Raw genomic sequence first — 21,611 nt, forward strand, 5'->3', positions numbered from 1 at the left:
GGTTCATGGATAAAACGCCCGCCAGCCGGATAGGCTGCGGGCGTTGATGACGGTGTTGGGGGACATCGCTGGAACTGGTGGCCAGCGTTCCCGTACGGCAATCTAAGGCGAAACGGGGGCAAAGTCAACGCGCCAGGGGCGGCGCAAGGCCGTCGGGCGCTGGTATGATGGACGCCTGACGTACTGCCGCAGGCCGGTGCCGCGCCTGATTGACCACCACCATAACGAGACGAGACCCACGCACATGAAACTGACTATCAGCCCCCGCACGCCCAATCCGCGCCGCGTCACCATGTTCATCGCCGAAAAGGGCATTACCGGCATCGAAGAAGTGGCGCTTGACCTGATGGCGGGACAGCACCGCGATCCCGCCTTCCTGGCAAAAAACCCGCTGGGCCGCGTGCCCGTGCTGGAACTGGACGACGGGCGCGTGCTGACCGAAACGCGCGCCATCTGCACCTACCTGGAAGGCTTGCAGCCGCAGCCGAACCTGATGGGCGAGGGATTCGAGGAGCGCGCCTTCATCGAAATGGCCGACCGCCGGGTGGAACTGCATCTGTTCAGCGCCGCCGCCAACTGGGTGCGCCACGGCCATCCGGCCCTGGTGGCCCTGGAAAACCCGCAGTTTCCCGATTTCGCCACGGCGCAGGCGGGCAAGCTGCGCGAGACGGCGCAATGGCTGGACCAGGTGCTGGCCAGCCAGCCCTACATCGCCGGCGAACGTTTTACGATTGCCGACATCACGGCCTTCTGCGCGCTGGAATTTGCGCGCGGGCTGATGAAGTACCGGCCGGGCGCGGAAGGTTTATCCAACCTGCAGGCCTACCGCGACCGCATCGCCGAGCGCCCCAGCGCGCAGGCGAAGTAAGGGCCAATGCAAAACGCCTGCGCCGGAGTCTCCGGCGCAGGCGTTCCTGCTTGCGCAAGGCCCATCAGGCCCCCGATTACTGCAACTTCTGCTGCAACTTCCTTACTTCAGTTGCTCGTGCAGGAAGGTGTAGGTCAGCGCCCACATCAGCGCCTGCTGGTCGTTGTTGGCGGCGCCCGCGTGGCCGCCTTCCGTGTTTTCCCAGTACAGCACGTCGTGGCCTTGCTCTTCCATCTTCGCCACCATCTTGCGCGCATGGCCGGGGTGGACCCGGTCGTCGCGCGTCGAGGTGGTCAACAGCACGCGCGGATATTTCTTGTCCTTGAAGACGTTGTGGTACGGCGAGTACTTGCTGATGTAGGCCCATTGTTCCGGCACGTCCGGGTCGCCGTACTCTCCCATCCACGAGGCGCCCGCCAGCATCTTGTTATAGCGGCGCATGTCGAGCAGCGGCACCTGGCTGACGACGGCGTTGAACAAATCGGGACGCTGCACCAGCACGGCGCCCGTCAGCAGGCCGCCATTGCTGCCGCCCATGATGCCCAGGTGGCGCGGACTGGTGACTTTGCGCTTGATCAAGTCCTGCGCCACGGAGATGAAGTCGTCATACGCGCGCTGGCGGTTTTCCTTCAGCGCCGCCTGGTGCCAGCGGGGGCCGAATTCGCCGCCGCCGCGGATATTGGCCAGCACATACACGCCGCCCTTTTCCAGCCACGCCACGCCCGTGGTGCCGCTGTAGCTTGGTTTCAGCGACACTTCGAAGCCGCCATAGCCATACAGCACCGTGGGGTTGCGGCCGTCCAGCTTCGTCTTCTTGTTCATGATGGCGAAGTAGGGTACCTTGGTGCCGTCCTTCGACGTCGATTCGAATTGTTCCACCTTGTATGGCGTGGCGTCGTAAAAGGCCGGCAGCGACTTGATTTTCGTGCGCTGGTCGCTGCCCGCCGCGCCCAGGTACAGTGTGGTCGGGTTGAGGAAGTCGGTCACCGTGAGGAAGTACTGGTCCGAGTCGACCGGATCGAGCGCGCTGGCGGCCAGGGTGCCCAGTTTCGGCGCGTCGACGCTGCGGCGCTGCCACTTGCCGTCCACGTGGCGCAGTTCCGTCAGGCGGTTCTTGACCTTGTCCAGGGTCGTCAGCAGGATGGCCGACTTCGTTGGCGTGACATTGTCCAGCGACGAGGTGGCAGTAGGGGCGAACAGCACCTCCAGCGCCTGCCCGCCCTGCATGAAGGCCTTGAAGTCGGTGGCCAGCAGCGCGCCCTGCGGATAGGTCTTGCCGTTCACTTTCCAGTCCGAGCGCAGGGTAATGATCAGCTGGTCGCGCACGGTGAAGGCCGTGGCGTCGTCCGGCTTCGGCACCTTTTTGAGTTCCGTACCGTCGCGCAGGAACATTTCGCCGCTGTAGAAATCGATTTGCCGCTCGACGAACTGATGCTCGTAGCCGGGCGTGAAGTCCTTGTAGGCGCCCGCGCTCAGGTCGTCGGGTTTGGCTTCATACAAGGTGTGCGCCTGCGCCAGCGGCGTGCCGCGCTGCCACTGTTTGATGATGCGCGGGTAGCCCGAGCTGGTCATCGAGCCGGGGCCGAAATCGGTGGACACGAAGAGGGTATCGGCGTCGATCCAGCTGGCGCTGCCCTTCGCTTCGGGCAGGGTGAAGCCGCCGTCGACAAACGCGCGTGTCGCCACGTCGTACTCGCGCACGACCTTGGCGTCGCCGCCGCCGCGCGACAGGGAAATGAGGCAGCGTTCGCCCTTCGGATATAGGCAGGAGGCGCCGCCCCAGACCCAGTTTTCGTTCTCGCCGGCGGCCAGCTGGTCGAGGTCGATCACGGTTTCCCAGGTCGGTTCCGCCAGCCGGTACTGCGCCAGGGTGGTGCGGCGCCAGATGCCGCGCACGTGCTGGGCGTCGCGCCAGAAATTGTAGTAGTACTCGCCTTCCTTGCTGACGTAGGGAATGCGTTCCTTCGAGTTGAGGATGGTTTTCAGGCGCGCCTGCAGGGCCGTGAAGCCGGGCCGGGCTTCCAGCTCTTTGGTGGTGACGGCATTGTGCTGCTTGACCCAGGCCAGCGGCTTGTCGCCGAGGACTTCTTCCAGCCACAGGTGGGGATCGGTGTTGGCGGCGGCAGGGGCGGGGGCTTGCGCGTGGGCGATGCCCGCTGCGGCCAGGCCGAGCAGCATGCTGCCGGCGAGAGTGCGATATGACGACATGTAAGGTTCCTGGTTGGTCCGGTGGAGGCCGCGTTGCAGGCAAAACGGCGCAGCCATGGTGCCATGGATTGCTGTGAGGAACCAGTGTCTATGGACGGCTACCCGAAAAAATAGTTACTTTTCCAATATTGTTTGCTGGAAAAGATCAGGGCCGTAGAATCTGCGGTGCGATACAGGCGAGGCGGCCTCCTCAAGGCAGCTGATTGACCCACACGGGCGCCGACCAGACGATGTTGCCATCGTCCTGCGTCAGGCGCGCATAATAAAAGTGCGGGCCGGGCGCGGGCGTGACGGTGATCGCGGCCTGGTCGGACAGGGCCGTGACGGAGCCATTGCCGCCCGGCACGCCGTGGAAGATGGCGACGGCGGCCGCTTGCCGTCCGGCGCTGTTGCTGAAATGGGTGGACAGCTGCAGCGGCCCGTGGTTGTCGAAGCGCTCGCCCATCAGCCTGCCATTGGCCGTCAACAGCAGTTGCGCGTGCTTGTCCATGGTGGCAAACACGCGGCGCGCGCGCAGCGCTTCGAGGAAACTGTCGCGTGACACGGGCATGCCGGCGGCCGGGCTGGCCACCAGCACGGCCGTGCGGTTGCCGTACGACGCGCCCCAGTTGGCGCAGTGGTTGTCCTGGTTGCTGCTGAAGGCCACGTGGTAGCCGGCCGCCAGCGCCCGGTTGCAGGCCGCCTCGTAATTGCTGCGCCGCGTTTCCTTTTCCTCGTCGTTGGTGGAAAAGGCGGACGTGTTCATCACTTCGCACAGCACCATGGCCGTGTCGCCATCCTGCGTGTAGCCGAGGGGCTGGCCATCGACGAGAAACTGGCCCGTTTGCGCCGGGTGGTTGAACTGGCCTATCCAGCCCCTTGCGCGCATCAGCGCATACAGGGCGGCGTAGTCGCTTTTCGGTGTTTCCACGTCGGCCAGCAGCTCGCCCTGGGCATTCCTTTCCCAGCCCAGCAACTGCTCGCTATTGAAGATGTTCAAATGGCCGCCCTTGTTGATGACGCCCCATTCCATGCCGTACAGGGCCAGGAAACCGGGGTGGGCGTTTGTATAGGCGGCCGCTTCGGCCAGCCCCGTCTGGTACAGGGCCTTCGCTTCGGCAGGCGTGGCTGCGGGGTTTGTTCCGTCCGAGCCGTCATACATATGGTTGTGCTCGGACGTCAGCAGGGCGTCCAGGCCGTGATCCTGCGCATATTGATAGGCATCGATGGGGCCGAACGGCGCCGTTTGCGGCTCCTGCGCGCCATGGCAGGCGTCGAGCGGGGCGCCGCCGTCGCTGTGGCGCGTCTGGCTGTGCAGGTTGGCATAGACGATGCGGTAGGCGGGTGCGCCATCGAGGCGCAGCAAGCCCGCGTGGAATGCCGGCACCGGCGGCGGCGCGGCGCCGGCCCGGTTGACGGCGATGGGCCACGCTTGTTCCACGGCCGCTTCGCGGGACGTGCCGGCATCGGCCACGGCCAGCAGGCGCAGTTCGTACACGCCGTCCGGCGCCGGCATGCGCCGTGCGCGCGCATCGGCATCGGCGCGGCCATCCCAGGGCAAGCGCACGCTCTTGCCGCCCGCATCGACCTGTTCCGTGCCCGACCAGCGCCGCAGCACGGCCCCTTGCGGGCCGGGGCCGGACAGGGTCAGGGTCCAGCGCACGGCATGGGGGCGGCCTTCGTCCGGGTAGCTGAGCCGCACGACAAATGTGCGCGCCTGCGCGAGCCGTTCGCCGCGCGCGGCATGGAACGGCGCGAACACGGTCGCGTCCAGTTCGCTGTGCTCGCGGGGCGCGGGCGAACCATCTTGCGCTGCAGCACTATTGCACCAGCCGATCAACAGCGCCCCCACGCAGGCGCAGGCCAGCGTCCGCGCCACGCGTGGCGGCACTTGCCGCAGTTGCCCGACCATGGCAGCCTCCGCTTTCTGAATTTGATATCAGTTAGACAATTCTCGCCATGTCCGAGTTCCGCGACGCACCAAGAAGAGGCGCGCCTGCACCGCGATTGGCCATGATCTGGCGCAAAGTGCGTGCAATCAGGCGGGCGGCCCCCTGAGGCGGCGCTGGCACGGCGCTTGCTAAACAGGAGATACGGATCAACGGCGATCCCCTGAATAAACACACAACGGTCCAACGACGGACCACCTGGACAACGGCGTCCGCTCTGGCTGATTTTTTTCATCGGCGTGGGCGGGCGCCGTTTTTGTTTGCATCTTTGTTATTTTCGGGATACTTCGGGAAACCATCATGGCCAGCCAAAAAGCAACAAGCATCGCGCTCTTCTCCCTCGCCACGCCGCCCATGCGGGCATTCCATCTCACGTGGATGGCATTTTTCGTGTGTTTCTTCGCCTGGTTCGCCTGCGCCCCGCTCATGCCGGTCATCAAGGGCGAATTTGGTCTTTCCCTGGCGCAAGTGGCGAACATCAATATCGCGGCCGTCGCCATCACCATCCTCGTGCGCCTGATCGTCGGCCCCTTGTGCGACCGCTACGGCCCCCGCAAGACGTACACGGGCTTGCTGCTGCTGGGCGCCATCCCCGTGCTGGGCGTGGCCGCCTCGCAAAGCTATGAAAGCTTCCTCTTCTTCCGCCTGGGCATCGGCGCCGTCGGCGCCAGCTTTGTCATTACGCAATATCACACGTCCGTGATGTTCGCTCCGCGTGTCGTCGGCACGGCGAATGCGGCCGCCGCCGGCTGGGGCAATGCGGGCGGCGGCGCCGCGCAGGCGCTGATGCCGCTGCTGCTCGGTGCCGTGCTGATGCTGGGCGTGTCCGAATCGCTGGGCTGGCGCATCGCGCTGCTGGTGCCGGGCGTCTTGATGCTGGTGATGGCGGCCCTGTACTGGCGCTATACGCAGGATTGCCCGGAAGGTAATTACTCGGATTTGCGCGCCGCCGGCGTGGCCATCGAAGGAAAAAAGGGTGGCTGGGCCAGCTTCAAGGCTGCCAGCAGCAATTATCGCGTGTGGCTGCTGTTCGTTACCTACGGCGCCTGCTTCGGCATCGAAATCTTCATCCACAACATCGCCGCCGTCTACTACGTCGACCATTTCGGCCTGTCGCTGAAATCGGCCGGCCTGGCCGCCGGCAGCTTCGGCCTGCTGGCCCTGTTTGCCCGCGCTTTGGGCGGCTGGCTGTCGGATAAATTGGCCCTGCGCGGCAACCTGAACAGCCGCGTGACCCTGCTGTTCATGCTGATGATAGGCGAAGGCGTGGGCTTGCTGTGGTTTGCCAAGGTCGACAGCGTCACCTGGGCCGTCATCGCCATGCTGGTCTTCGGCCTGTTCACCCACATGGCTTGCGGCGCCACCTACGCGCTGGTGCCCTTCATCGACAGCAAGGCTCTCGGCGGCGTGGCCGGCATCATCGGCGCTGGCGGCAACGTGGGCGCCGTGGCGGCCGGTTTCCTGATGAAGGGCACGGGCGACATCCGCCAGACCTTGATCATCCTCAGCGCGCTGGTGGTGATCTCGGCCCTGTGCGCCATCGCCGCCCGTTTCACGGGGCTGGCGGCCGAACCAAGCATGGCCGCGGCCTGAGGAGCGAGCAATGACCCACCCCCTGAAGATCGTCGTCCTCGGCCATGGCATGGTCGGGCATAAATTCCTCGAACGCCTGGCCCTGGAAAACGCGCCGCACCTGCACGTCAGCGTCTTGTGCGAAGAGCCGCGCCCCGCCTACGACCGCGTACACCTGTCCGAATTTTTCAGCGGCAAGTCGGCCGATGACCTCTCCTTGGTGACGCCCGGCTTCTTCGACAAGGACAACGTCGTGTTGAAACTCAATGCGCGCGCCGTGTCCATCGACCGCGCGGCGAAGACCGTCACGGCCAGCACGGGCGAAGTCTTGAGCTACGACAAACTCGTGTTTGCCACCGGCTCCACGCCGTTCGTGCCGCCGCTGCCGGGCAAGGAGAGGGACGGCTGCTTCGTCTACCGCACCATCGAAGACCTGGAAGCCATGCTGGCCTGGGGCGCCAAGTCGAAAACGGGTGTGGTCATCGGCGGCGGGCTGCTGGGCCTCGAATGCGCGAAGGCCTTGCGCGATTTGCAGCTCGACACCCACGTGGTGGAATTCGCGCCGCGCCTGATGGCCGTGCAGGTGGACGAGGGCGGCGCGCGCGTCCTGCGCCGCAAGATCGAGGAACTGGGCGTGACCGTGCACACGCAAAAGAACACGCTGGCCATCGTTGACGGCGAAACTGCCACGCACCGCATGCAGTTCGCCGACGGCAGCCACCTTGAAGCGGACATGATCGTCTTCTCGGCCGGCATCCGCCCGCGCGACGAGCTGGCGCGCGCCTGCGGCCTGGACGTGGGGCCGCGCGGCGGCATCGCCATCGACGACCGCTGCGTCACCTCCGACACGGACATCTACGCGATCGGCGAATGCGCGCTGTGGGGCGGCCTGGTCTTCGGCCTGGTCGCGCCCGGCTACGAGATGGCGCGCATCGCTGCCCGCCACCTGTTGCAGAAGGAAGAAGGAGAAGCGGGCGAAGCCGCGTTCAAGGGCGCCGACATGAGCACCAAGCTCAAACTGATGGGCGTGGACGTGGCCAGCCTGGGCGACCCGCACGGCAATGCGCCGGGCAGCCGCTCCTACCAGTTCATGGACGAGCGCAAGCAGATCTACAAGAAGATCGTCGTTTCCGATTGCGGCAAGTATCTCTTGGGCGGCGTGATGGTGGGCGACGCCAGCGAATACGGCACGCTCTTGCAGATGATGCTCAACAAGATCGAGCTGCCTGAGTTCCCCGAATTCCTCATCCTGCCGCAGGCGGACGGCCAGCAAAAGGCGGGACTGGGCGTGGACGCCTTGCCCGAGGCGGCGCAGATCTGCTCGTGCAACGACGTGTCGAAAGGCGCGCTGTGCGCGGCCGTCGCCGATGGCGCCACCACCATCGGCGCATTAAAATCCTGCACGAAAGCCGGCACGGCCTGCGGCGGCTGCGTGCCGCTGGTGACGCAGATCATGAAGGCGGAAATGCGGAAGCAGGGCATGGCCGTGAACAACCACGTGTGCGAACACTTTGCCTACTCGCGCCAGGAATTGCATCACCTGGTGCGGGTCGGCAAGATCCGCAGCTTCGGCGAACTCTTGGGCGCGCATGGCCAGGGCCTCGGTTGCGACGTGTGCAAGCCCGTGGCGGCGAATATCCTGGCGTCTTGCTGGAACGATTTCGTGCTGTCGCCCGTGCACGCCAGCCTGCAGGACAGTAACGATTATTTTCTCGGTAATATCCAGAAGGATGGCACGTATTCCGTCGTGCCGCGCATGCCGGGCGGCGAAGTGACGGCCGATGGCTTGATCGCTGTGGGCATGGTGGCGAAAAAATACGGTCTCTATACGAAGATCACGGGCGGCCAGCGCGTCGACCTGTTCGGCGCCCGCGTGGACCAGTTGCCGGCCATCTGGGAAGAGCTGATCGCGGCCGGCTTCGAATCGGGCCACGCCTACGGCAAATCCTTGCGCACGGTCAAATCCTGCGTCGGCTCCACCTGGTGCCGCTACGGCGTGGCCGACAGCGTGGGCTTTGCGATCCAGCTGGAAAACCGCTACAAGGGCTTGCGCACGCCGCACAAGATCAAGTTCGGCGTCTCCGGCTGCACGCGCGAATGCGCCGAGGCGCAGGGCAAGGACATCGGCCTGATCGCCACGGAAAAGGGCTGGAATCTGTACGTGTGCGGCAATGGCGGCATGAAGCCGCGCCACGCGGAACTGCTGGCGGCCGATCTCGATGAAGCGACCCTGGTGCGCTATGTCGACCGCTTTTTGATGTTCTACGTGCGCACGGCCGACCGCCTGCAGCGCACCAGCGTGTGGCGCGACAACCTCGAAGGGGGCCTCGATTACCTCAAGCGCGTCATCGTCGACGACAGCCTGGGCCTGGGCGCCGAGCTGGAGGCGGACATGCAGCACGTGGTCGACACCTATGCCTGCGAGTGGCAGGCTGCCGTCACCGACCCCGCCGTGCGCCAGCGTTTCCGCCATTTCGTCAACAGCGAAAAAAACGATGAAAACGTCGTGTTCGTGGAAGAGCGTGGCCAGATCCGGCCCGCCACGCCCCTTGAACGCCGCAGTACCGTGATTCCCATCCTTGCCGTGGAGGCGTGAGCCATGAATGCGATGAATGAATTGAACAGCGCCAGCGCCGATGACTGGGTCGCCATCTGCCCCCTGACCGACATCGTGCCCGATACGGGCGTGTGCGCGCTGCTGCACGGGCGACACGTGGCCGTGTTCCGCGTCGGCGATGCCGCGCCGCGCGTGTACGCCATCGACAATGTCGACCCGAACGCGGGCGCGTCCGTGCTCTCGCGCGGGCTGGTGGGCAGCATCGGCCAGCGCGTCGTCGTGGCGTCGCCCATCTACAAGCAGCATTTCGACCTGGCCAGCGGCGAGTGCATCGAAGCGCCTGAACACTCGGTGGCCGCCTGGCCGGCGCGCGTGTTTGGCGGCATGGTATGGGTGGCCCTGTGAACACCGCCGCACGGCCGTCTTTAGTCGTGGTCGGCAACGGCATGGCCGGCATGCGCACGGTCGAGGAATTGCTGACAATGGCCCCGGACCTGTACGACATCACCGTCTTCGGCGCCGAGCCGCACGGCAACTACAACCGCATTTTGCTGTCGCCCCTGCTGGCCGGCGACAAGACGGTGGCCGACATCATGCTGCACACGCGCGACTGGTATGCGCACAACAGCATCACCCTGCACGCGGGCGACCCCGTGGTGCGCATCGACCGCCAGGCGCGCACGGTGCAGGCGCTGTCCGGCATCGAGGTGCGCTATGACCGCCTGCTGCTGGCCACCGGTTCCACGCCCTTCATCGTGCCCGTGCCCGGCCATGAACTGCCCGGCGTGATCGGTTTTCGCGACATCGACGACGTCGACACCATGCTGCGGGCGGCGCGCAAGCACCGCCACGCGGTCGTCATCGGCGGCGGCCTGCTGGGGCTGGAGGCGGCCAACGGCCTGCAGCGCCAGGGCATGGACGTGACGGTGGTGCACATGAGCGGCGCCCTGATGAACCAGCAGCTGGACGCACCCGCGTCGATGCTGCTGAAAACGGCGCTGGAAGCGCGCGGCCTGCGGTTTTTGATGCAGGCGCAAACGGCGGAAATCCTCGGCACCGGCCGCGTGCAGGGAGTCCGCTTTGCCGATGGTACGTCGATCCCCGCCGACCTGGTGGTGATGACGGCCGGCGTGCGCCCGAACATTGCGCTGGCGCAAGCGGCCGGCCTGCACTGCGAGCGGGCCATCGTCGTCGACGACTGCCTGCAAAGCTACGACCCGCGCGTGTACGCCGTGGGCGAATGCGTGCAGCACCGGCGCGCCACCTTCGGCCTGGTCGCGCCCATCTGGGAACAGGCGCGCGTGTGCGGCGCGCACCTGGCCGGCGCAGGACACCGCCGCTACGTGCAGCAGGCCAGCGCCACCAAACTGAAAGTGACGGGCATCGACCTGTATTCGGCCGGCGACATCCTCGGCGGCGAGGGCAGCGAAGACCTGGTGCTGCGCGACCCGCGCCGCGGCATCTACAAGCGCCTGGTGGTGCAGGGCAGCCGCCTGGCCGGCGCCGTGCTGTATGGCGACGTACAGGACGGCCCCTGGTATTTCGACCTGATCCAGCAGCGCCGCGACATCAGCCAGCTGCGTTCCCATTTATTGTTCGGCCAGGCCCTGTGCGGCCAGGCCGCCTGACCGCGACCGACAGGACACTTTCATGACCAGCTGCACGCCCGTGAAAACCACTTGCCCCTACTGCGGCGTCGGCTGCGGCGTGGAAGCGACACGCCTGCCCGACGGCGCCATCCGCATCGCCGGCGACGCCAGCCACCCGGCCAACCTGGGGCGCCTGTGCGTGAAAGGCTCGGCCCTGGGCGACACCCTGGACCTGGACCAGCGCCTGCTCTACCCGCAGGTGCGCGTGGACGGCGTGCTGCGGCGCGCTTCCTGGGATGCCGCGCTGGACCAGGTGGCCGGCGGCCTGCGCGCCATCATGGCCGAGCACGGGCCGGACGCCGTCGCCCTGTACGTGTCGGGCCAGCTGCTGACGGAAGACTATTACATCGCCAATAAATTCATGAAGGGCTACGTGGGCAGCGCGAACATCGACACCAATTCGCGCCTGTGCATGTCCTCGGCCGTCGCGGGGCACAAGCGCGCGTTCGGCGAAGACATCGTGCCCGGCTGCTATGAAGACCTGGAACTGGCCGACATGATCGTGCTGGTGGGCTCGAACACGGCCTGGTGCCATCCGATCCTGTTCCAGCGCATCGCCCGCATCAAGGAAACCCGGCCGGAGATGAAACTGGTGGTGATCGACCCGCGCCGCACGGCCACCTGCGAGCTGGCCGACCTGCACCTGCCCGTGAAACCGGGCACGGACGTGTGGCTGTTCAACGGTTTGCTGTGCCACCTGGCGCGCGAAGGCGTGGTCGATGACGCTTTCGTCACGCTGCACAGCCGTGGCCTGGACGAGGCGCTGGCGGCCGCCCACGTGGATTGCGGCGACCCGCTGCAGGTGGCGCGCATCTGCAAGGTCGATCCGCACGCCCTGCTGGCGTTTTACCAGGCCTTTACCGCCACGCGCAAGGTCGTCACCGCCTTTTCGCAGGGCGTGAACCAGTCGTCCTGCGGCACGGACAAGGTCAACAGCATCATCAACTGCCACCTGGCGACGGGCCGCATCGGCCAGCCCGGCATGGGGCCGTTTTCGCTCACGGGCCAGCCGAACGCCATGGGCGGGCGCGAAGTAGGGGGCCTGGCCAACATGCTGGCGGCGCACCTGGAACTGGACAATCCGCTGCACCGCGACACCGTGCAAACCTTCTGGGACTCTCCCCGCATGGCGAACAAGCCGGGCCTGAAGGCCGTGGACCTGTTCCACGCGATCGAAGCGGGCAAGGTCAAGGCCGTGTGGATCATCGCCACCAACCCGCTGGTCAGCATGCCGGACGCCGACCAGGTGCGCCGCGCGCTGGACAAGTGCGAGCTGGTGGTGGTGTCGGACATCAGCGCGCAGTCGGACACGAACGCGCATGCCGACGTGCTGCTGCCCGCGCTGGGCTGGGGCGAGAAGGACGGCACGGTGACGAACTCGGAGCGGCGCATCTCGCGCCAGCGCGCGTTCTTGCCGGCGCCGGGCGAGGCGCGCGCCGACTGGGACGTGCTGTGCGACGTGGCGCGCCGCATGGGCTATGCCGGCTTTGATTTCACGTCGCCGCAAGCCATTTTTAGCGAGCATGCGCGCCTGTCCACCTTCCGCAATAGGGCGGAAACGGCGCGCCTGTTCAGCCTGGCGGGACTGGACAGCCTTGATGCTGCGCAATACGACGCGCTGGCGCCGCAGCAGTGGCCGCAGGGCCCGGCGCGGCTGTTCGGCGACGGCCGTTTCGCCCATGCGGACGGGCGCGCCCGCTTCGTGCCGACGGCGCCGCGCGCGCCGCGCAACGCGCCCGACGAAGACTATCCGCTGATCCTGAACACGGGCAGGGTGCGCGACCAGTGGCATACGATGACGCGCACGGGCAAGGCGGCGAAATTGTCGGGCCACGTCGCCGAAGCCTTCATCGACCTCCACCCGCAGGATGCGCTGCTGTACAGCGTGCGCGAGGGCGAGCTGGCGCGCGTCTCCAGCGCCTGGGGCGCGATGGTGGCGCGCGTCGTGCACGGCGGCGGCATCGCGCGCGGCCAGGTCTTCGTGCCCATCCACTGGAGCGACGCGAATGCGTCCGACGCGCGCGTGGGCGCCGTCGTCAACCCGGTCGTCGACCCCGTCTCGGGCGAACCGGAATTCAAGCATACGCCCGTGCGCATCGAGCAGTTCCGCGTGCACTGGCATGCGTTTGTCCTGAGCCGCACGCCTTTGATTCTCGACGGCGTGGCGCACTGGACGCGCGTGCAGGGCGAGCAGTTTTTGCGCTACGAACTGGCGGGCCGCCAGCGCATCGAGGATCTCGGCGCCTGGGCGCGTGCGCTGCTGGGCGTGACGGATGGCGAGGCCGACTGGCTCGATTACGCGGACGCCAGCGCCGGCGTGTACCGCGCCGTGCACCTGGACGAGGGCCGCATCGCGCAATGTGTATATGTCTCGCCCCGTCCCGACCTGCCGTCGCGCAGCTGGCTGGCCAGCCTGTTTGCGCACGCGCAAATGGATGCGCTTGATCGCGCCGGCGTGCTGCTGGGCCAGCCCATCGGCAAGGGCGTGGACGCCGGCCCCACCGTGTGCTCGTGCTTTGGCGTGGGGCGCAACACCATCTGCGCCGCCATCGTGGAGCAGAAGCTGACGACGACGGCGCAGGTGACGGCTTGCGTCAAGGCAGGCGGCAATTGCGGCTCCTGCGTGCCCGAGATACGACAGTTGCTGCTGGAGGCGCGCAGCGCGGCCTGAAAATCTGTCCTTTCGGGCACGGCTTTGTTATATTGCCAGCTCTATAACAGAGAGGCAGTGTGATGACAGCAGTACAACACCCTACGGTCTGGCTGACGGGCTTGAGCGGCGCCGGCAAGACCAGCATTGCGCTTGCGCTGGCGCAAACGCTCAAGGCCCAGGGCCAGGCCGTGACGGTGCTCGACGGCGACCAGCTGCGCCATGGCCTGAACCGCGATCTCGGTTTCACGCCCGAAGACCGGCATGAAAACATCCGCCGCACGGCCGAAGTGGCGCGCCTGATGAATGACGCGGGCCTGCTCGTCATCGCCGCCTTCATCTCTCCCAGCCGCGCCGACCGGGCCATGGCCGCCGACATCATCGGCGCCGCGCATTTCATCGAAGTCCACGTCAGCACGCCGCTGGCCGTGTGCGAGGCGCGCGATCCCAAGGGCCTGTACGAAAAGGCGCGCGCGGGGCAGATCGCGCAGTTTACGGGCGTTTCCGCGCCGTATGAAGCGCCGTTGGCGGCCGCGCTGACCCTGGACGCGGGCAGCCTGGCGCTGGACGAGTCGGTCGCGCGCATCTGCCGGCACCTGCGGCAGCGGCCGTGACGACCTGGCGCAAACGATTGCGCCGGCGCTTGCCCGCCAGCCTGAAGGCGCGCATGAGCATGGTCGTCTTCCTGCTGGTGCTGGGCGCCGTGGCGCTGCTGGCGCTGGCCACCCTGGCCGTGGCCGAACGGGGCATGCGCGACGTCACGGGCCGGCAGCAGTACGTGTCGCTGTCCGGCGCCGCCGTCTTCATCGACGAGGAACTCGACGCCAGGCGCAATGTGCTGCGCGCCATCGCCGACAGCCTGGCGCAGAGCGGCGCGCACGACGGCGCCGGCCTGCAGCGCTTCCTGGCCGCGCAGACGGTGCTGGCCAAGGAGTTTTACTCGGCCGGCGTGGTGGGCGTCGATGGCGCGGTGCTGGCCAGCGTCAGCCCGTTCAGGCCGCAGGCGGGGCTGAACCTGAAAGGCCGTCCGTATTTCGAACAGACGCTGGCGACCCGCCGCTCGGTGATCTCCGCGCCGCTCAACGGCAGCATTTCCGGCATGCCCATCGTGGTGGTGACGCAGCCCGTGTTCGATGCGCAGGGCGCCATGCGCTATGTGCTGGCAGCGAGCGTGAACCTGCGCCAGCCCGATTTCCTGGGCCGCCTCGGCGCCCTCAAGCCCGGCGCGGGCGGCTACCTGTACATCATGACGAATGACGGCGTCATCGTCGAACACCCCGACAAGTCGCGCATCATGCAGCATATCGAAGCCGATGGCCCCCTCAGCGAGCCCGCGCGGCGCGCCTTGCAGGGCTTCGAAGGCTGGCAGACGGGCACCACCACGCGCGGCGTCGATGCGCTGTTCGCCTACCACCGCATCGCCTCGACGGGCTGGATACTGGCGTCCGTGTATCCCATGCGCGACGCGTTCGCGCCGCTGCACGCCATCCGCAGCAAGATCCTGCTGGCTGCCGTGCTGCTGGCGGCACTGGCGGGCCTGGCCGGCTGGCGCGTGGTGCTGCGCCTGCTGCGGCCCCTGGCGCGCCTGCGCCACCATGTGCATGAAATCCGCCGCCAGCGCCTGGGCATCGAAGCGCTGCAGATCGAGCGGCGCGACGAAATCGGCGACTTGAGCCGCGATTTCTATTCGCTGGTGGCCGAGCGCGAGAGCGCCGAGGCGCAGACGCGCGACAGCGAGCGGCGCCTGAAGCTGCTGACGGACCACGTCCCCGTGGTGATCGTCTATATCGACCGCGAGCACCGCTACCAGTTCATCAATGCGACGTTTGAAAAATGGTTCGGCAGGTCGCAGCAGGAAAGCCTGATGCAGTCGATACGCGACGTGCTGGGCGAGGAAGCCTACCAGCTGCGCGAACAGTATTTGCGGCGCGCCTTCGCGGGCGAGGAGGTCGAATATGAATTTACGGTCGATGGCGTGGGCGACGCAGGGCGGCGCGCCTTCCAGACCAGCTATGTGCCCGACGTGGGCGAGAGCGGCACGGTGGAGGGCGTGTATGGCCTGATCCATGAAATCACCAAGGTCAAGGCCGTGCACACGGCGCTGCAGTTCGCCGCCGCCACCGATATCCTGACGGGCATCGCCAACCGGCGCCGCTTCGACGAGCAGCTGGCGCAAAGCATGCAGCGCACGCGCGCCACGCGCGCGCCGATGGCGCTGGCCTATCTCGATATCGACCGCTTCAAGGCCATCAATGACAGCCTGGGACACCAGGCGGGCGACGCGGTGCTCCAGGAATTCGCCGCGCGCCTGGTGCGCAGCGTGCGCGCCAGCGACCTGGTGGCACGCCTGGCCGGCGATGAATTCGTGATCGTTTTCGAAGGCGTGAAGAGCGCGGCTGAAGTGCGCCACATCGGCGCCAAGATCATCGGCGCCATCCGCCAGCCGTTTGAGCTGGCCGGCGGCCCGCTGCCGGTGACGACCAGCGTCGGCATCGCCATCTTCCGCGACGGGGCGCTGACGCCGGCCCAGCTGCTGGACCTGGCCGACCAGGCCCTGTACGACGCCAAGGGGCAGGGCCGCGATGGCGTGGCGCTGCGCGAGGCGGCGCCGTAGCGACTACAGCGTGGCGTTCCAGTGCTCGAGCTGCTGCGTGGTGGCCGTCACGCCGCCGCAGACGATGACGAGCACGTTGCGGTAGGGCGCCAGTTGCGGCGCCTTGCCGTAGACGGCCGCCAGGGCCGCGCCGCAGGCCGGTTCCACCACCAGCCGATGATCGTCGATAAACCGCCGGCAGGCGTCGACGGCGGCACGGTCAGACACCACCACGCTGTGCAGCAGGCGCGCCTGGCTGATGGCGAAGGCCTGGGCGCAGACCTGGCGCGCGGCCAGCGAGGTGGCGATGCTGCTCACGGCGGGCAGGGCCACGTGTGCGCGCGCGGCCACGGCGGCCGCCAGCGAAGCGGCGCCTTCGGTTTCCACGGCCACCAGGGCCACGTCGTCCCAGCCGTTGCGCTGCAAGCCCTCGGCCACGCCGGCCAGCAGGCCGCCGCCGCCCACCGACAGCACGACGGCGTCCGGCTTGACGCCCGCGCGGGCCACTTCATCGATCATGCCGGCATGGCCCTGCCACAGCAGCGGGTCGTCGAACGGGTGCAAAAAGGCGTCCTGCGGCGTGAGCATGGCTTGCGCCAGCGCGTTCGCTTCCTGCCAGGCGGCGCCGTGCACGATCACTTCGGCGCCTTCCTGCACGATCAGGGCCCTGGCCCGTTCGCTCGTCGTTTCCGGCACGACGACGACGACGGGGATGCCCAGCTGGCGCCCGGCATAGGCGACGGCGATGCCGGCATTGCCGCCGGAAGAGGAAATGAAGCGCCTGGCGCCACGGCGCGCGTATTCTTCGCACGCGAGGCCGATGCCGCGGATCTTGAACGAGCCGGGCGGCTGCAAGGCTTCCAGCTTGAGCCAGATGGCGCGCTCGCTGAGCAGGCTCAGCGCGCGCGAGTTGAGCAGATGGGTTTCGATGTGCAGGGCCATGCGTTTTCCTGGAAGACAGTCAGGCCAGCATCATAGCCGAAGCCCCCGCGCCGCCGCATCACCGTTGCCCGGCCCGCGTCAATTCAAGGGGGCGCTCTTCAGCTGGTGCCTGCGCGCCACTTCCTTCAGCGCTTCGAGCAGGTCGTCGCGCAGCTGGCGCGGCAGCTGGCCGAAGAATTCCTCGTCGTTCTGGTCGGCCATCTCGGCCAGCACGGGCACCAGCGCTTCGCCTTCCGTGGTCAGTTCGATCGAGTGCTGGCGGCGGTCGGCCAGCAGGATGGATTTGCTGACCATGCCCTTGCTTTCCAGGCGGTCGATCAGTTTCGACACGGCGCCCTTGCTCATGCCGGCCACTTGGGCCAGCACGGTGGGCGAGGTGCAGCCGAGGCGGAACATTTCGCGCAGCACCACCCATTCGGACACCGTCACGCCGTTGGCTTCGGCTTTTTTCTGGAAGCTGTGGGAAACGTGGTTGGAGACGAAGCGCAGCCAGTAGCCGAGGTGCGCTTCCAGCTCGCTGACGCGCACGCCGCCGGGATGGCTGATTTGCGGCGTGACGGCCGCTTCAAAATTATGGCTCATTTCTTTTCCTTCACTGGGCGATGCAGCCGGCATGGTTAAGGCCTTCGCACTTGCGGTCGAGTGGTTTTGTTTAGGGACGCAGCTTGCTGATGGTAGTTTTAACACTGTTTCAACAGGAAAGCATTTGCAGCTTCGGTACTTTTCTTCATTTCCTTGCTCTGGATATACAAAAACTAATATCAAGCAAATAATCGTATTGCTGGACAGGAAGATTAAAAAAATAACGCATGTTGCATCAATGGTAACAGCATTTTTGCCGAATTGATAAATATTTCACGTCCTTCGCTGCGTTCGTCCCCATTCGCGTCTTGCCCGCGCGACAGTCGCCACTGTCATGTCCGCCGGCCGCCCCGGCTGGCCGTCCGTTTCCCCGTGGTCAGGCGGCCACCACCACCTTCACGCCCGCCTCGCGCAGTACCTGGGCAAAGCGCGGCGGGGCGGGCGCATCCGTGAACAGCATGTCGACCTGGGCCAGGTCGGCCAGGCGCACCAGGGCCTTGCGGCCGAACTTGTGCTGGTCGGCCACCAGCCACACTTCGCGCGACTGCTCGATGATGGCTTGCGCCACTTTGACTTCGCGCGCGTCGAAATCGCGCAGGCTGCCGTCTTCGTCGATGCTGGAAATGCCGATGATGCCGATGTCGACCTTGAACTGGCGGATGAAGTCGATGGTGGCTTCGCCGACGATGCCGCGGTCGCGCCCGCGCACCACGCCGCCGGCCACGATGACTTCGCAGGCGGGATTGTCGGCCAGGATGGCGGCCACGTTGAGGTTGTTCGTCACCACGTGCAAGCCCGTGTGCTGGCCCAGCGCGCGCGCCACTTCCTCGGTGGTCGTGCCGATATTGATCAGCAGCGAGCAGCCGTGCGGCACCTGCGCGGCGACGGCGGCGGCGATGCGCCGCTTGGCGTCGCTGTTGAATACTTGCCGCTGGCTGTAATCGATGTTTTCCACGGACGAGGGCAAGCCCACGCCGCCGTGATAGCGGGCCAGCAGGCGCGCTTCTTCCATCTGCTTGACGTCGCGGCGCACGGTTTGCGGCGTCACGTCCAGCTGCTGCGCCAGCTCTTCGACGGACATCGTGACCTTCTGGCGCACCACTTCGAGCAGGCGCCGCTGGCGGGGATTCAAAATCATGGGCTAGTCTCTTTAAAAATCACAAACGAACAAAAACGAACAAATAGTGATAAAAATATGTTGCTATCGATTCGCAATCTGGCGTATCTTATCCATATTGCATTCGAATGACATCTGTATTGATCTTAACGACAGTCACCGGCCATGCCTAGTCTTTCCTGGGGCGCCGGTGCTTGACAGCGATGGAGGCCCGATGGCGGCAGCACGGCAAGGTGTGGATACAAAGACGGCATGCGACGTGCTCGTGGTGGGCGGCGGCATCAACGGCGCCGGCATCGCGCGCGACGCGGCCGGTCGGGGCTTGTCCGTGGTGCTGTGCGAAAAGGACGACCTGGCTGCCCACACCTCGTCGGCCTCCACCAAGCTGATACACGGCGGCCTGCGCTACCTCGAATACTATGAATTCGGCCTCGTGCGCAAGGCGCTGATCGAGCGCGAAGTGCTGCTGCGCTCGGCGCCGCACATCATGTGGCCGCTGCGCTTCGTCATGCCGCACGCCCAGGGCCAGCGCCCCGCCTGGCTGATACGCGCCGGCCTGTTTCTGTACGACATGCTGGCAAAGCGGGAAATCCTGCCGGCCTCCAGCGGCATCGACCTGGCGCGCCACGCGGCCGGCACACCGTTAAAACCCCAGTTCAAGCGCGGCTTCGTGTATTCCGACGGCTGGGTCGACGATGCGCGCCTGGTGGTGCTGAACGCCATCGACGCGGCGGACAAGGGCGCGACCATCCTGACGCAGACGCGCTGCACGGCCCTGCGGCGCGATGGCGCGGGTGCGGACGCTTGCTGGGAGGCCACCCTGCTGCAAGCCGACGGGCGGGAGTTGTCCGTGCGCGCGCGCAGCGTCGTCAATGCGGCCGGGCCGTGGACGGCCGAATTCCTGCAGCAGGCGGCGCCCGCCGCAACGCGCCGCCATTTGCGCCTGATCAAGGGCAGCCATATCGTCGTCAAGCGATTGTTCGAGCATGACCATGCCTACATCTTCCAGCATCCGGACGGTCGCATCGTGTTTGCCATACCGTATGAGCACGATTTCACCCTGATCGGCACCACCGATCTCGACTACCACGGCGACACTGGCAAGGTGGAAATCGACGACGAGGAAGTGCGTTACTTGTGCGAGCTTTCCAGTTACTATTTCAGCAAGCCCATTGTGCCAGCCGACGTGGTGTGGACGTATGCGGGCGTGCGCCCGCTGGTGGAAGACGCGGCGGCCGACGCCAAGGCCGTCACGCGCGATTACCGCTTCGAACTGGACCGGGAAGGCGCGCCGCTGCTCAGTATTTTCGGCGGCAAGATCACCACGTTCCGCAAGCTGGCCGAGGAAGCGCTCGATGTGTTGGCGCCGGTGCTGGGCAATGCGCGGCCGGCCTGGACGGCCAATGCCTGCCTGCCCGGCGGCGACGTGTTCGGCAGCGCGCCGCAGAACCGGTCCGTGCGCGAGTTCGGCCAGTTCGTGCAGGGCTTGCAGCGCGACTATGCATGGCTGCCGGCATCGCTGGTGGCGCGCTATGCGCGCGCCTACGGCACGCGCATCCATGTGCTGCTGGCCGGGCGGGCGGACGTGGCGGCCATGGGCGAGGAAATCGCCGCCGGCCTGTACGCGGCGGAAGTGGACTATTTGCGGCGCCATGAATGGGCCGTCAGCGCGGCCGACATCCTGTGGCGGCGCTCCAAGCTGGGCCTGCACCTGCCGCGCGAGACGGCGGGCAGGCTCGACGCCTGGCTGTTGCAGCATCCCGTATTGCCGTAGAAAAGATTGTGCTGGCGACCGCACCCCGCAGAGGGCGCGGCGAAGAATAAGAACACATCACTGGAGGAGAAGCGCGTGCAACTGGTACTGGACAAGATCAGCAGGAAGCAGGGGGCTGACGATTTTTTGTATCCGATGTCGCTGGCATTGGTGCCGGGCGCCATCAACGTCTTGCTGGGCACCACGCGTGCCGGCAAGACGACCCTGATGCGCGTGATGGCGGGCCTGGACAAGCCCAGCGGGGGCACGGTCACGGCCGACGGCATCGACGTGACGGGCGTGCCCGTCAGCAAACGTAACCTGGCCATGGTGTACCAGCAATTCATCAACTATCCGGCCTTCACCGTCTACGACAATATCGCCTCGCCCTTGCGCTTGCGCAAGGTGCCCGAGGAACAGATACGGACGAAAGTGCTGGCGCTGGCCGAGCGCCTGCACATCACGCCCTACCTGCAGCGCACGCCCGGAGAGTTGTCCGGCGGGCAGCAGCAGCGCACGGCGCTGGGGCGCGCGCTGATCAAGGATGCGTCCTTGCTGCTGCTCGACGAGCCCCTGGTCAATCTCGATTACAAGCTGCGCGAGGAATTGCGCCGCGAATTGACGGAGCTGTTTTCCAGCGGCAGCACGACGGTCGTGTACGCCACCACGGAACCGCTGGAAGCGCTGCAGCTGGGCGGCCACGTGGCCGTGCTGCACGAGGGACGGCTGCTGCAGCAGGGGCCGACGCTGGACGTCTTCAACGCGCCCCATTCCATCGCTGTGGCGCGCACCTTCAGCGACCCGCCCATCAACCTGATTCCCGCCCGCGTGGATGGTCACGGCGTGGCGCAGGCGGCCGACGGCCTGGCCATCCACCTGAGCGGCGCACAGCGCGCCCGCCTCGGTGAGCGGCGCGACGTGATCCTCGGCGTGCGCGCGCACAGCCTGCACCTGTCGCCGCAGTCCGACGGCGACGTGCCCATCGCCGCGACGGTGGACCTGGCCGAAATCAGCGGCTCGGAAACCTATGTGCATGCGCGCCGGGGCGAGCTGTCCCTGGTGGCGCAGCTCGGCGGCGTGCACGACCTGGAGATCGGCAGCGCCTGCACCGTGTATTGCCAGCCGCATGACTTGCTGATCTTTGGCGACGATGGCGGGCTAGTGTTCGCTCCTGCGCAAGGAGGAGCGTGAC

16 protein-coding genes are annotated in these 21,611 nt (G+C 66.4%); 11 read left to right on the forward strand and 5 right to left on the reverse strand.

Annotated elements, in window-relative coordinates; genetic code table 11:
• Positions 1-244: 244 nt before the first annotated feature.
• Entirely contained in the window at positions 245-868 is a 624-nt protein-coding gene (locus tag BXA07_RS06550) for a glutathione S-transferase family protein (protein ID WP_076566717.1), read from the forward strand.
• Positions 869-970: 102 nt separating this feature from the next.
• Here BXA07_RS06550 and BXA07_RS06555 read toward each other — a convergent pair whose 3' ends face one another.
• On the reverse strand, positions 971-3,076 hold the full coding sequence (locus BXA07_RS06555) for a prolyl oligopeptidase family serine peptidase (RefSeq protein ID WP_076566719.1): 2,106 nt from the start codon (positions 3,074-3,076) through the stop codon (positions 971-973).
• A 190-nt stretch (positions 3,077-3,266) separates the two neighbouring features.
• Positions 3,267-4,967, reverse strand: a complete 1,701-nt coding sequence (locus tag BXA07_RS06560; RefSeq protein ID WP_076566720.1) for a CehA/McbA family metallohydrolase — start codon at positions 4,965-4,967, stop codon at positions 3,267-3,269.
• 337 nt (positions 4,968-5,304) lie between these two features.
• Between BXA07_RS06560 and BXA07_RS06565 the strand changes: the two genes are divergently transcribed.
• From BXA07_RS06565 to BXA07_RS06595, 7 genes are all read left to right on the forward strand, one after another.
• Positions 5,305-6,597: an MFS transporter gene (locus BXA07_RS06565; protein WP_076566722.1), complete on the forward strand. Its 1,293-nt coding sequence runs from the start codon at positions 5,305-5,307 to the stop codon at positions 6,595-6,597.
• A 10-nt stretch (positions 6,598-6,607) separates the two neighbouring features.
• On the forward strand, positions 6,608-9,172 hold the full coding sequence (gene nirB, locus BXA07_RS06570; protein WP_076566723.1) for a nitrite reductase large subunit NirB: 2,565 nt from the start codon (positions 6,608-6,610) through the stop codon (positions 9,170-9,172).
• A gap of 12 nt (positions 9,173-9,184) precedes the next feature.
• Positions 9,185-9,538 (forward strand): nitrite reductase small subunit NirD, encoded by a 354-nt coding sequence (gene nirD, locus BXA07_RS06575; protein WP_076566725.1) that lies wholly within the window; start codon positions 9,185-9,187, stop codon positions 9,536-9,538.
• Positions 9,535-10,761: an NAD(P)/FAD-dependent oxidoreductase gene (locus BXA07_RS06580; protein ID WP_244556206.1), complete on the forward strand. Its 1,227-nt coding sequence runs from the start codon at positions 9,535-9,537 to the stop codon at positions 10,759-10,761. The genes nirD and BXA07_RS06580 overlap by 4 nt, the downstream gene beginning before the upstream one ends.
• 22 nt (positions 10,762-10,783) lie before the next feature.
• Positions 10,784-13,453 carry a nitrate reductase gene (locus tag BXA07_RS06585; RefSeq protein WP_076566728.1) on the forward strand — a complete coding sequence of 890 codons (2,670 nt, stop codon included), beginning with the start codon at positions 10,784-10,786 and terminating at the stop codon, positions 13,451-13,453.
• A 62-nt stretch (positions 13,454-13,515) separates the two neighbouring features.
• Positions 13,516-14,046, forward strand: a complete 531-nt coding sequence (gene cysC / locus BXA07_RS06590) for an adenylyl-sulfate kinase (RefSeq protein ID WP_076566729.1) — start codon at positions 13,516-13,518, stop codon at positions 14,044-14,046.
• Entirely contained in the window at positions 14,043-16,046 is a 2,004-nt protein-coding gene (locus BXA07_RS06595) for a diguanylate cyclase domain-containing protein (RefSeq protein ID WP_139335459.1), read from the forward strand. The genes cysC and BXA07_RS06595 overlap by 4 nt, the downstream gene beginning before the upstream one ends.
• A 3-nt stretch (positions 16,047-16,049) precedes the next feature.
• Here the strand turns inward: BXA07_RS06595 and BXA07_RS06600 are convergent, their stop codons facing one another.
• Together BXA07_RS06600 and BXA07_RS06605 are read right to left on the reverse strand one after the other, a co-directional pair.
• Positions 16,050-16,967 carry a pyridoxal-phosphate dependent enzyme gene (locus BXA07_RS06600; RefSeq protein ID WP_076566731.1) on the reverse strand — a complete coding sequence of 306 codons (918 nt, stop codon included), beginning with the start codon at positions 16,965-16,967 and terminating at the stop codon, positions 16,050-16,052.
• A gap of 78 nt (positions 16,968-17,045) precedes the next feature.
• Positions 17,046-17,549: a MarR family winged helix-turn-helix transcriptional regulator gene (locus tag BXA07_RS06605; RefSeq protein WP_076566732.1), complete on the reverse strand. Its 504-nt coding sequence runs from the start codon at positions 17,547-17,549 to the stop codon at positions 17,046-17,048.
• Positions 17,550-17,580: 31 nt separating this feature from the next.
• On the opposite strand from BXA07_RS06605, the gene BXA07_RS30010 reads away from it, so the two are divergent.
• Positions 17,581-17,814: a hypothetical protein gene (locus tag BXA07_RS30010; protein ID WP_139335460.1), complete on the forward strand. Its 234-nt coding sequence runs from the start codon at positions 17,581-17,583 to the stop codon at positions 17,812-17,814.
• Positions 17,815-17,925: 111 nt separating this feature from the next.
• Here the strand turns inward: BXA07_RS30010 and BXA07_RS06610 are convergent, their stop codons facing one another.
• Entirely contained in the window at positions 17,926-18,687 is a 762-nt protein-coding gene (locus BXA07_RS06610; RefSeq protein WP_170909618.1) for a DeoR/GlpR family DNA-binding transcription regulator, read from the reverse strand.
• 193 nt (positions 18,688-18,880) lie between these two features.
• On the opposite strand from BXA07_RS06610, the gene glpD reads away from it, so the two are divergent.
• Positions 18,881-20,440: a glycerol-3-phosphate dehydrogenase gene (gene glpD / locus BXA07_RS06615; protein ID WP_076566734.1), complete on the forward strand. Its 1,560-nt coding sequence runs from the start codon at positions 18,881-18,883 to the stop codon at positions 20,438-20,440.
• A gap of 75 nt (positions 20,441-20,515) precedes the next feature.
• Complete coding sequence (locus tag BXA07_RS06620) at positions 20,516-21,610, forward strand: ABC transporter ATP-binding protein (RefSeq protein ID WP_076566735.1); 1,095 nt, start codon at positions 20,516-20,518, stop codon at positions 21,608-21,610.
• Position 21,611: the final 1 nt, after the last annotated feature.

It is taken from the genome of Janthinobacterium sp. TND4EL3 (genome assembly GCF_900156175.1).
Lineage (GTDB): Bacteria > Pseudomonadota > Gammaproteobacteria > Burkholderiales > Burkholderiaceae_D > Janthinobacterium.